The sequence below is a fragment of the Blautia faecis genome, assembly GCF_020554845.1.
Lineage (GTDB): Bacteria > Bacillota > Clostridia > Lachnospirales > Lachnospiraceae > Blautia_A > Blautia_A faecis.
The window spans coordinates 52,891-63,889 of the sequence record NZ_JAJCIA010000023.1 but is presented as its reverse complement, the minus strand read 5'-3'; the positions used below and the strand labels follow the sequence as shown (position 1 = coordinate 63,889).

General features: G+C 40.8%; 10 protein-coding genes and 4 pseudogenes. 12 read left to right on the top strand and 2 right to left on the bottom strand.

Translation table 11 applies throughout. The features are described from left to right. The first annotated feature begins 270 nt into the window (after positions 1-270). From LIZ66_RS12195 to LIZ66_RS12180, 4 genes and pseudogenes are all read left to right on the top strand, one after another. Complete coding sequence (locus LIZ66_RS12195; RefSeq protein ID WP_118581284.1) at positions 271-1,299, top strand: zinc-dependent alcohol dehydrogenase; 1,029 nt, start codon at positions 271-273, stop codon at positions 1,297-1,299. A gap of 9 nt (positions 1,300-1,308) precedes the next feature. Then, positions 1,309-1,701 (top strand): VOC family protein, encoded by a 393-nt coding sequence (locus tag LIZ66_RS12190; RefSeq protein WP_173735083.1) that lies wholly within the window; start codon positions 1,309-1,311, stop codon positions 1,699-1,701. An 18-nt stretch (positions 1,702-1,719) separates the two neighbouring features. Beyond that, positions 1,720-3,084 carry an MFS transporter gene (locus tag LIZ66_RS12185; RefSeq protein WP_173735082.1) on the top strand — a complete coding sequence of 455 codons (1,365 nt, stop codon included), beginning with the start codon at positions 1,720-1,722 and terminating at the stop codon, positions 3,082-3,084. Beyond that, positions 3,068-3,229 (top strand): annotated as a pseudogene (locus tag LIZ66_RS12180) (carbohydrate kinase); the annotation flags it as partial. The gene LIZ66_RS12185 and the pseudogene LIZ66_RS12180, both read left to right, overlap by 17 nt. 78 nt (positions 3,230-3,307) lie before the next feature. On the opposite strand, the pseudogene LIZ66_RS20365 reads toward LIZ66_RS12180, so the two are convergent. Next, positions 3,308-3,484 (bottom strand): annotated as a pseudogene (locus LIZ66_RS20365) (tetratricopeptide repeat protein); the annotation flags it as partial. 250 nt (positions 3,485-3,734) lie between these two features. Here LIZ66_RS20365 and LIZ66_RS12170 point away from each other — a divergent pair. The 3 genes from LIZ66_RS12170 to LIZ66_RS12160 all read left to right on the top strand — a co-directional run bounded on the left by LIZ66_RS12170 (position 3,735) and on the right by LIZ66_RS12160 (position 5,482). Then, on the top strand, positions 3,735-3,878 hold the full coding sequence (locus LIZ66_RS12170; RefSeq protein ID WP_227200859.1) for a hypothetical protein: 144 nt from the start codon (positions 3,735-3,737) through the stop codon (positions 3,876-3,878). Positions 3,879-3,974: 96 nt separating this feature from the next. Next, positions 3,975-4,478 (top strand): GNAT family N-acetyltransferase, encoded by a 504-nt coding sequence (locus LIZ66_RS12165; RefSeq protein WP_173773731.1) that lies wholly within the window; start codon positions 3,975-3,977, stop codon positions 4,476-4,478. Next, positions 4,475-5,482, top strand: a complete 1,008-nt coding sequence (locus LIZ66_RS12160; protein WP_118581269.1) for a LacI family DNA-binding transcriptional regulator — start codon at positions 4,475-4,477, stop codon at positions 5,480-5,482. Before LIZ66_RS12165 ends, LIZ66_RS12160 begins: the two co-directional genes overlap by 4 nt. A 34-nt stretch (positions 5,483-5,516) precedes the next feature. Here LIZ66_RS12160 and LIZ66_RS19400 read toward each other — a convergent pair. Continuing rightward, positions 5,517-5,618: pseudogene (locus LIZ66_RS19400) on the bottom strand (DUF6783 domain-containing protein); the annotation flags it as partial. On the opposite strand from LIZ66_RS19400, the pseudogene LIZ66_RS19395 reads away from it, so the two are divergent. The 5 genes and pseudogenes from LIZ66_RS19395 to LIZ66_RS12140 all read left to right on the top strand — a co-directional run. After that, a pseudogene (locus LIZ66_RS19395) lies at positions 5,595-5,696 on the top strand (DUF6783 domain-containing protein); the annotation flags it as partial. The pseudogenes LIZ66_RS19400 and LIZ66_RS19395 sit on opposite strands and share 24 nt — an antisense overlap. Positions 5,697-6,034: 338 nt before the next feature. Continuing rightward, entirely contained in the window at positions 6,035-7,300 is a 1,266-nt protein-coding gene (locus tag LIZ66_RS12155) for an ABC transporter substrate-binding protein (protein WP_173769319.1), read from the top strand. A 130-nt stretch (positions 7,301-7,430) separates the two neighbouring features. Further along, entirely contained in the window at positions 7,431-8,318 is an 888-nt protein-coding gene (locus tag LIZ66_RS12150; RefSeq protein WP_226836902.1) for a carbohydrate ABC transporter permease, read from the top strand. Continuing rightward, on the top strand, positions 8,315-9,157 hold the full coding sequence (locus LIZ66_RS12145) for a carbohydrate ABC transporter permease (protein ID WP_173773727.1): 843 nt from the start codon (positions 8,315-8,317) through the stop codon (positions 9,155-9,157). Before LIZ66_RS12150 ends, LIZ66_RS12145 begins: the two co-directional genes overlap by 4 nt. Before the next feature lie 103 nt (positions 9,158-9,260). Beyond that, complete coding sequence (locus LIZ66_RS12140) at positions 9,261-10,934, top strand: glycoside hydrolase family 13 protein (protein ID WP_227200860.1); 1,674 nt, start codon at positions 9,261-9,263, stop codon at positions 10,932-10,934. The last annotated feature ends 65 nt before the right edge of the window (positions 10,935-10,999 follow it).

Here is a 10,999-nt window from a genome sequence, read left to right as displayed (position 1 = left end):
GAAGATAAAAATACCGTCTACATCAGACTGAATTTTTGAATTGTTAGACAGTCTGACGCACGGTGGTGTGAGAGGACGGCGGTTAGTCACCGCCTCCTACTCGATTTAATTGTGAAAAATATACAAAAAATGTATTTTAAAATTATGAAATGTATAAAAATATGAAAAAACATATTGACAAATTGTGTTTACATTGTAATAATGTAATTACTTTAATAAAACATTTTATAAAACATAGAATAAAACGACATGAAAAAGGAGGAAACAATTATGTTACAACAGGTAATGACAAATCCAGGAGAAATTATTTTCAGAGAGGTTCCGGTTCCGGAGGTAAAGGAAAATCAGGTTTTGGTAAAGATTATGAATATTGGTGTTTGTGGATCAGATATTCATGTTTATCATGGAAAACATCCGTTTACAAAATATCCGGTAACACAAGGACATGAGGTTTCCGGTGAGATTACAGAATTTGGAAAAAATGTCACAGAGTTTCATGTGGGACAGAAGGTGACGATAGAGCCTCAGGTATATTGTGGACATTGCTATCCATGTCGTCATGGAAAGTATAATCTCTGTGAGGAATTAAAAGTAATGGGATTTCAGACGACAGGAACAGCATCTGAGTATTTTGCAGTGGATGCATCTAAAGTAACACCTATTCCAGAAGATATGTCCTATGAAGAAGGCGCTATGATTGAACCTCTTGCTGTGGCAGTTCATGGTGTAAAACAGATAGGTGATGTGGCTGGCATGAATATTGCAGTTCTTGGAGCAGGACCGATTGGAAATCTCGTGGCACAGGCAGCAAAAGGAATGGGGGCAGCGAAAGTGATGATCACAGATATCAGTGATCTTAGACTGGCAAAGGCAAAAGAATGTGGAATTGATGTGTGTGTGAATACCAAAAATAAAGACTTCAGTGCGGCAATGCTCGAAGCATTTGGACCGGACAAGGCGGATGTGATCTACGACTGTGCCGGAAACAATATCACAATGGGACAGGCAATTAAATATGCAAGAAAAGGAAGCACGATTGTACTGGTGGCTGTTTTTGCAGGAATGGCAGAAGTAGATCTTGCAGTGGCAAATGACCACGAACTTGACATTAAGAGCACGATGATGTACCGCCATGATGATTATATAGATGGAATCAGATTGGTAAATGAGGGCAAAGTTCATTTGAAACCGCTCATCTCAAAGACATTTGCTTTTAAAGATTATCTGAAAGCATACCAGTATATTGATGATAACCGCGAAACAACGATGAAAGTAATTATCAACGTCAGTGAAAAGTAAGGAGTTCGTATGGAAAATAAATATGGAATTGTCGGAGTTGCCCATGTCGGGCTTCCGACAAACGATTTACAGAAAACAGTTGAGTTTTATAAGAGTCTTGGATTTGAAGTGATTATGCAGTCTTATAATGAAAAAGCAGGGGGAAAAGTGGCATTTTTACAGATAAAAAATTACTGTATAGAGACTTTTGAAAATGGGCAGGCGGCAATGTCAGACGGTGCATACCAACATGTTGCACTTGATGTGGAAGACATTGAAAGTATGTATCAGAAAATCTGCAATGAAAAATACACAATTATTACAGACGGAATCGAAGAACTACCATTTTGGGAAAATGGTGTGAAGTATTTTATGATTAAGGGCCCAAATGAGGAAAGAATAGAGTTCTGTCAGAAACTCTGATAAAAATAGGAGAGACATATGGGAAGCGAAAACAAAAATGGAAAAGTACCGCTGATCAGTAAGATTGCATATGGGTTTGGTGATGTTGGATGTAATTTCAGCTGGATGTTCGTCAGTAATTTTCTGATGATATTTTATACAGACGTGTTCGGAATCAGTATGGCGGCTGTGTCAGCACTTATGCTTTTTTCAAGATTCTGGGATGCAATCAATGATCCAATCGTCGGGGGACTTACAGATAAAACAAAATCGAGATGGGGACGGTACCGTCCATGGCTGTTAGTAGCGGCACCAATCACAGCGATTCTTCTTGTTATGACATTCTGGGCAAGACCCGACTGGCCGCAGAATGGAAAGATCATTTATATGGTAATTACATATTGTCTGCTGGTTTTGGGGTATACCTGTGTGAATATTCCATATGGAACCTTGTGTGGTGCTATGACACAGGATATTGATGAACGTGCAAAAATAAATACATCCCGTTCGGTTGCAGCGATGATTGCAATTGGTGTGATAAATATTATCACAGTTCCACTGCTCAGCAAATTCGGCAGTCATAGTGCAAAGACAGGATATCTGACGGTTGCGGTCATATATGGATGTATTTTTACAGCCTGTCATTTCTTCTGCTTTGCGAAGACGAAAGAGGCAGTGCTTACTCCGGAAAAAGAAAAAATTTCTGTAAAGATACAATTGAAAGCAGTCATGCAGAACAGACCATATCTTCTTGCATTGGCAGGACAGATATTATTTGGATTTACACTGTATGGTAGAAACGCAGATATTCTGTATTACTTTACATATGTGGAAGGGAATGCCTCCTACTACACAACTTATTCGATGTGCATCATTATTCCTTCTATCATCGGGGCAGCCTGTTTTCAACCATTATTCCGCAAGTTAAATAACAAAGGAAGAACAGCATCTCTCTTTGCTTTATTTACAGGAATTTTCATGTTGACTATGTTTTTCTTCAATGCCAAAGAATCACCGGCTATTTTTTATGCATTATCTGGTCTCACACAGTTTTTTTTCTCTGGATTTAATACCGCAATCTATGCAATTATTCCAGACTGTGTGGAATATGGGGAGTGGAAAACCGGACTTAGAAATGATGGTTTTCAGTATGCATTTATTTCACTTGGAAATAAAGTCGGAATGGCAGTTGGAACAGCACTTTTAGCAGGATTACTTGGAAAATATGGTTATATTGCAAATCAGACACAAAATGCAATTGTACTTTCAATTATGAAACATGCATTTACGACGATTCCAGGTGCACTGTGGATTGTGACTGCGGTTGTATTATTTTTCTACCGGTTAAATAAAAAACGTTATAACGAGATTGTGGAAGAACTGAAAAATGGAAGAAAAAGTTGATATCGTGGCATTGGGAGAATTGCTGATTGATTTTACGGAAGCAGGACACAGTCAGGATGGGAGAAAATTGTTCGAACAGAATCCCGGCGGTGCTCCGGCAAATCTTCTAACCGTTGCAAGCCACTTTGGGTATCGCACATCTTTTTCAATCAGATCTAAGATATTTCCTATTGTTTGAAATAGCTTTTTGTAACAATCTACTTCCATTCCATGCATTAAACATATGGGCTAATTTTCTCTGGTTGGATGGCTTGGAATAGTAAGCGGATATTTTAGGACTGATTTTAGTCTGACCAGTCATCCAGCGGCAAACCAGACCGTTGTCCATTGAAAAATCCTGATTTGCCGGATCATCCATAAAATCTTCAAATAATTCGTATAAAAAATCAGGCTGACTCATTTGATTACTTTCGCTGATATGGTTTTTTAAACAAGTGCTAATAGAAGAAAAATCGCATTGATTCAATAGAAATTCCCCTTTCGTAGTTAAGATTGAGTATATCTATCATAACACGAACATATATTCGATTCAAGAAAATGCGGATATTTTTAAAGTGATTGTGTCAATTTACAATCAATTTCTATTCAATGTGGTTTTCCGGCAGGTTCTGTAAAATAAGCTCAGATCAAAACAATGACGGGAGGAGCTTATGCAACAGAATATTGAATTTGAGCGGTGCATTGATTTTCTGGTACGGATGATCGATAAGTACGGTAATGAAGTCCTCCGGGATACTTCAAGGGATATTTCAAGGGGATACTTCAAGGTATGCATTTTGCTGTTCTTACATTGACGGAAAAAAGACGCAGAGGTATAATAAAAAGGAGTTTACGGTCTTTTCACTATTAAAGTGGAGAGAGCGCATGAAATATAAAAGGATGAGGAAAAAATGACAACCAAATACGAATTTAGAGACATTCTTCCAGAGGAGTTAGATCAGGTGATTCAGATCGAGCAGATCTGTTTTCCGCCAAATGAGGCCTGCTCTGCCAAGAGTATGAGAGAACGAGTGGCAAATGCACCAGAGACATTTATGGTTGCAGTGGATAAAGAAACAGGTAAAGTTGCCGGCTTTCTCAATGGGGTGGCAACAGACGAAGCAGTTTTTCGTGATGAATTTTTTACGGATAGTACTCTTCACAACCCGGAAGGAAAGAACGTTATGCTCCTTGGGCTTGATGTTCTTCCGGAGTATCGCCACCAGGGGCTTGCCCGTGAAATCATGACACAATATGTGGAAAGAGAACAAAAAAGAGGACGCGAATGCCTGTACCTGACCTGTCTGGATAACAAAGTAGAGATGTACAAAAAAATGGACTACACCGACAACGGAATTTCCGGTTCCGCTTGGGGCGGGGAAGAATGGCATGATATGAGCAGGAAAATCAGATGATCCGGCTTCAGGATATTGCGGATATGGCGGGAGTGAGCAGGACTACCGTATCAAATGTAATAAATGGCAATACGAAAAGAGTTTCCCAGGAAACCATTGATAAAATAACGGCAATCCTGAAAGAACAGAATTATGTTCCGCATATGGGTTCCGTTATGCTGTCCGGACATGGTTCCAGGATCATAGGCGTGGTACTTGGTTTTGCCCAGGCTCATGGAATGTACTCCCTGCAGGACTCCTTTGTAGGAGAACTGGTAGGAACCATTCAGATGGAAGCTGAAATGAAAGGATACTATGTCATGCTGATCGGAGGGGAGAATATCCAGAACGTGGTGGATATTGCTTCCAGATGGAATGTAGAAGGACTGATCATTCTGGGATATAATGATGAAAAATATCGGAAATTGTCCAGAAAGCTGAATAAGAAAATGGTTCTCATAGATGCCTATCCCGCAGGAGAATATTTTTTCCAGAATGTGGGAGTGGATGATTATTCAGGCGGCTATCAGATTGGAAGTTACCTCTGTTCCTGCGGTTTTGACAAAGCTTTGTTTCTTGCAGAAACAGATATTGACAGTGATTACAGCCGTTGGATGGGCTTTAAGCAGGCTATGGAAAAAGAAGGAAAATTCTGCAGCCGCACTCGTCTGATCGTGATCCCGGGGGAAAGAAACCGCCGTATCCAGAAATACAAAGAACTTCTTCCGCGTTTTCTGCAGGTAAAAGCAGTGGCATTTTCCTCAGATTATGCAGCAATTGAGGCCATGAACTTTTTGTCAGATCATGGGATTAAGGTTCCAGAACAGGTATCTGTTACCGGCTTCGACGACAGTATCTATGCCAGAATGGTCCGTCCAAGACTTACAACAGTTCATCAGGATGTAGGTCAGAAGGCACATTTGGCGTTCAGCCGCCTGCTTCGGATGGTTGCCGGGGAGCAGTTAAAAGAGTTTAATATAAAAAGTCCGGTGTACCTTGTAAAAAGAGATTCTGTGAAAATATGAACAGATCGTTCAAAAGAATTTGAAGAGAAGACAGTCAGGCTATAGAGCCTGTTTGAAAAATCATTCCCGCAATCTGCACGCCCCACTTTGCGGGAGATTTCACCCGAATTCGGTTGCCGTAGCCCGCTACGGCGCCCTCATCCGGGCGAAATCTCCCACAAATTGTGACGCACATCTTGCAGAAAGCCTTTTTCAAACACGCTCTGGAGCCTGACTGTTTTTTTCGTAACAGAAGCTTACGTTTGGATTCCCTGTTACATAAAGAAAACAATTTGCATGAAATTCTTGCAATCAGGGGAAATTATAAGATAGGGGGGACAATCTAAGAACTCATGAATCTGCATGATAAAAAAATATACAATATGCACAAAATACAAAATAAAAGTTTGTCTACAATTTAAGTTTCTCGAGAAACCTGTTGATTTTGCTGGAAAGATACGATATTATGAAGTCACCGAAAGGAAAGCAGGACAGACGTGTCCGGAAAAGCTTTTAAATAAGCAAGTGCTGCGCAGCCTTCATTAAAAATAATATATAATGGAGGAAAGAAAGATGAACAAGAAACTTATTTGCACATTAATGGCAGGTGCACTGCTGGTTGGTACAGTTACCGGATGCGGCAGCTCCTCTGAGGGAGAATCTTCCGCAAAGGGAACGGAACTGGAGCTTTTTTCCAGCAAGGCCGAAAACAAGGACATTCTTCAGAAGCTGGTAGATAAGTTTAATGAAACTCATAAGGACGTGACAATCAAGATCACAGCTCCGGCTGATGCAGGAACTGTATTAAAGACCAGAATGGCAAAGAATGATATGCCTGATATCGTAGCAATGGGCGGTGACAACAACTATACAGAGGTGGAAAGTGCCGGAATGCTGGTAGACTTAAGCAGCGAAGATTACGTTTCCAACATTCAGGAATCCTACCTTCAGATGGTATATGATGTAAACAAGGACAAAGAAGAGAAGGTATATGGCGTTCCTTATGCAACAAACGCTTCCGGTGTCATTTATAACGTTGACAAATTCAAAGAACATGGAATTGAGATTCCAAAAACATGGGATGAATTCATTGATGTGCTCGAGAAACTTCAGGATGCAGGTGAACAGCCACTTCTTATGACATACAAAGATGCTTGGACAAGTAACTGCCCATGGAACAGTATTGCATCTGACCTTGCTCCGGAGAGCTTCAATGATGACCGTAAAGCCGGCAAGACCACATTCGTTGGAACACACGAGGAAATTGCAGAAAAATATATGAAGCTTCTTGACTATGCTCAGGATGATTTTATGGGACTTACCTATGATGATGGAAATAAAGCTTTTGCAAATGGCGAAGCAGCCATGATCATCAATGGAAACTGGGCAATCAACCAGTACAAAAATGCAAATGCAGATATCAATGTGGATATGTTTGCACTCCCGGCTTCCAATGAGAAATCCCAGAACTATGTAACCTCTGGTGTAGATGTACTTCTTGGTGTATGCAAAGACAGTGCAAATGAAGAAGTGGCAAAAGAATTTGTATCCTTTATGCTTGAGCCGGAAAATGCAAAAATGTACATTGATGATCAGTTTGCTTTCTCAGCTGTAAAAGGTGTAGAGCAGGAGAATGAGACAGTGGCAGGTGTGAAAGAAGATATTGCAGCTGGAAAGGTTGCAAACTTCCCAGATCATTACTATCCATCCGGATTTGATATGTCCGCACTTCTGACCGAAATGTGCCTGAACTACACAAACGGAATGGACAACGAGGAGAACATAAATCAGTTCCTTGCACAGTGCGATGAGAAATATGACATTGCAAATGTAGACTGATCTATGTGACTGATGGAAAATACAGGCGAAAGGTGAAGAACGTGAACTGTCACCTTTTGATCCGTATGAATTGTAAGGCTGCTGGCCACTGAGTGAACAGCAGCCTTGTAAGAAAATAAGGGAGGATTCCATGAAGAATAAAGCCCCACGGAAAAAACCTGCTGTTAACCGGGTTTACTACATTTATGTAGGAATTCTTGCAGTTCTGTTTTTTACTTTCCACACCATTCCATTCTTAAAAGGTGTTATGTACAGTTTTACAGACTGGAGAGGATATGGAGAGTGGAATTTTGTAGGACTTCGAAATTATATCCATATGTTTTCTGATGTGGATACAGGAAATGCATATTTGTTTACATTCAAATTTGCGGTGATCACTACCATTCTGGTAAACGTGATCAGTCTGATCCTGGCCTGTGCATTAAATGCAAAGATCAAGTTTAAAAACACAATCAAAGCTTTTTATTTCCTTCCATATATGCTAGGAAGTCTGATCGTAGGATTTATTTTCAATTATATTTTTGCGAACCTGATTCCACAGCTGGGAAAAGGCCTTGGAATCAAAGCTTTAAGTGTAAATATTCTTGGAACCAATCATGCCATCTGGGGAATTGTTGCGGTATCCTTATGGATCGGATGCGCTTTTAACACCCTGATCTACATTGCAGGACTTCAGTCCATTGACACAGATGTATATGAGGCTGCTGATCTGGATGGAGCGACCGGCTTCAAAAGATTCAGCAAAATCACGTTCCCTCTGCTGGCACCATCTTTTACCATCAATATGGTACTTTCCGCAAAGGGTTATCTGATGGTTTACGATCAGATCATGGCTATGACAGATGGCGGTCCTGGAACCAGCACAACATCTATTGCAGTATTGATCTACAAAAAGGGCTTCGGAGGCGGACAGTTCGCCTATCAGTCAGCCAATGCAGTTATGCTTTTTGTGGTAGTGGTACTGATTTCCGTATTCCAGCTGCGTGTACTTGAGAAGAGGGAGGAAAAATTAGGATGAAACAGAATACAGTGAAAGTAAAAGAGCGTTACAACTGGCCTGTTACGATCCTTCTGATCATTGGAATCGTACTTGTCATCCTTCTGCCTCTTTATATGGCACTGATGATTGCCATCAAGGATCCAACAGATATGAACAACATTCTGGCACTGCCAAGGAAAATCAGACTTCAGAACTTTGCAGATGCCTGGGTAATGACAAATTTTCCAAGAAAGTTTCTTAATACAGCATTTATCACAGTGGTGAATCTGATTTTTACACTGATCACAAACTCTTTTGCCGCTTATGCCATCACAAGAAACCGTAAAAAGAGCAAATTCTTTTCCCTCATGTATTATTACTTTATCAGTGCCATGTTTATACCGTTCCAGGTAATCATGCTTCCGCTGGTTGTGCAGGCAAATACTTTTCATCTGGATAACATTTTCGGAATTACATTCCTGTACATTATTTTTGGTCTGCCTATGAATACGTTCCTTTACACAGGGGCAGTAAAGGCAATCCCGGAGGCACTTGACGAAGCAGCCATGATTGACGGGGCAAATCCGATTCAGATTTTTTCCAGGATCATTTTCCCGGTTCTGAAGCCTACCACAGCTACAGTAGCAATTCTTTCCTTCATGTGGACCTGGAATGACTTTACCATGCCATTGGTACTGTTAAGTGATGAAAGCCAACAGACACTGCAGCTTGCCCAGTATGTATTTAAAAAACAGTTTTCTGTTGATTATAATCTGGCATTTGCTTCTTATCTGCTTGTTCTGCTTCCAGTGCTGATTGTGTATATTTTCTGTCAGAAATGGATCATGAATGGTGTAGTAGCCGGTGCAGTAAAATAGAGAAAACAAATACGCGCCATGGGGATATTTCACTGCGGTCATGTACCGGGGAAGAATATTCTGTGGGAAAATAAATATAGAATATCAGGAGGACAGCCAGGAAATGAAGAAGAACTGGTGGAAAGAAAGTATTGTATACCAAATCTATCCAAAAAGCTTCAATGACAGCAATGGGGATGGAATTGGTGATATCAGAGGAATTATAGAGAAACTTGATTATCTGAAGGAACTTGGGGTAAATGTTCTGTGGATCTCACCTATGCTGGAGTCCCCACAGGATGACAATGGCTATGATATTTCAGATTATCGCAGAATTTACAAAGATTACGGAACCATGCAGGATTACGAGGAACTGCTTTTTCAGGCGCATGAACGTGGAATCAAGGTGCTGATGGATCTGGTTGTAAATCATACTTCAGACGAACATCAGTGGTTTCTGGAGAGCAAAAAGTCCAAGGATAATCCGTACCGTGACTATTACATCTGGAAAAATCCGGTAAACGGAAAGGAGCCAAATAACTGGGGCGGTGTATTCGGCGGTTCTGCATGGGAATACGACAATGAGACACAGATGTATTACCTGCACCTGTTTTCCAAAAAACAGCCGGACCTGAACTGGGAAAATGAGAAAGTGCGCCAGGAAGTTTACGATATGATGAAATTCTGGTGTGACAAGGGAATCGACGGTTTCCGTATGGATGTGATCAGTATGATTTCCAAGGATCAGGCTTTCCCGGATGGAGAAGTGAAAAGCGGCCTGTATGGAGATTTCGGTCCATACTGCGTTCACGGTCCGCGGGTCCATGAATTTTTACAGGAAATGAACCGTGAGGTATTGTCTAAATATGATATCATGACAGTTGGGGAAACTTCTGGTGTTACCATTGAAGAGGCACAGAAATATGCCGGGGAAGAAAGTGGCGAGCTGAATATGGTGTTCCAGTTTGAACATGTTGAAGATGCTTCCCCGCATGCGGAGTTTGGTAAATGGACCACTGACAGATATGACTTTAAGGCTTTCAAAAAGACGATGATCAAATGGCAGGAAGAACTTCAGGGAAAAGCATGGAACAGTCTTTTCCTGGGAAATCATGATCAGCCAAGAAGCGTTTCCAGATTTGGAAATGACAATCCGGCATACAGAGAAACTTCTGCAAAAATGCTGGCAACCTGTCTTCATATGATGCAGGGAACCCCTTATGTATACCAGGGGGAAGAGCTTGGCATGACAAACGCATATTTCCATAAGCTGGAAGATTATAAGGACATTGAGAGCATTCAGTATTATACAGAGCTGACAGATGCAGGGCTGATGGAGCCGGATTACATGATGAAATGTCTGATGCTCAGAAGCCGTGACAATGCAAGAACACCTATGCAGTGGGACGGTTCAGAAAAAGCAGGTTTTACAGATGGAGAGCCGTGGATTAAAATAAATCCGAACTGTAAAGAAATCAATGCAGCCAGTCAGTTGGATGATCCGGATTCCATTTTCCATTATTATCAGAAACTGATCGCTCTTCGCAAGGAGAAAGATATTATTGTGTACGGTGAGTTTGAACCGCTTTGCCGTGAGGATGATCAGATTTTTGCATATATGAGAAAGCTGGATGAGGAAAGACTTCTTACAGTCTGCAATTTCAGTGAGCAGTCTGCAGAATTTGAAGTTCCAGTAGAATTTGAAGGTTCCAGGTGTCTGATTACAAACCTTGACAGAAAAGTATTTAAGGGTAAAATCGTGCTGAAACCTTATGAGGCATTTGTGTTATATAAATAAACAGGTTACTGGACGAGAAACGGACAGCAGATAACCAGACTTAAAGGGGCAAAATTTTTTGCCTC

Coding starts and splice junctions, on each gene's coding strand:
- LIZ66_RS12155 (WP_173769319.1), top strand. CDS start 6,035: ATGAACAAGAAACTTATTTGCACATTAATGGCAGGTGCACTGCTGGTT.
- LIZ66_RS12145 (WP_173773727.1), top strand. CDS start 8,315: ATGAAACAGAATACAGTGAAAGTAAAAGAGCGTTACAACTGGCCTGTT.
- LIZ66_RS12160 (WP_118581269.1), top strand. CDS start 4,475: ATGATCCGGCTTCAGGATATTGCGGATATGGCGGGAGTGAGCAGGACT.
- LIZ66_RS12190 (WP_173735083.1), top strand. CDS start 1,309: ATGGAAAATAAATATGGAATTGTCGGAGTTGCCCATGTCGGGCTTCCG.
- LIZ66_RS12195 (WP_118581284.1), top strand. CDS start 271: ATGTTACAACAGGTAATGACAAATCCAGGAGAAATTATTTTCAGAGAG.
- LIZ66_RS12140 (WP_227200860.1), top strand. CDS start 9,261: ATGAAGAAGAACTGGTGGAAAGAAAGTATTGTATACCAAATCTATCCA.
- LIZ66_RS12150 (WP_226836902.1), top strand. CDS start 7,431: ATGAAGAATAAAGCCCCACGGAAAAAACCTGCTGTTAACCGGGTTTAC.
- LIZ66_RS12185 (WP_173735082.1), top strand. CDS start 1,720: ATGGGAAGCGAAAACAAAAATGGAAAAGTACCGCTGATCAGTAAGATT.
- LIZ66_RS12170 (WP_227200859.1), top strand. CDS start 3,735: ATGCAACAGAATATTGAATTTGAGCGGTGCATTGATTTTCTGGTACGG.
- LIZ66_RS12165 (WP_173773731.1), top strand. CDS start 3,975: ATGACAACCAAATACGAATTTAGAGACATTCTTCCAGAGGAGTTAGAT.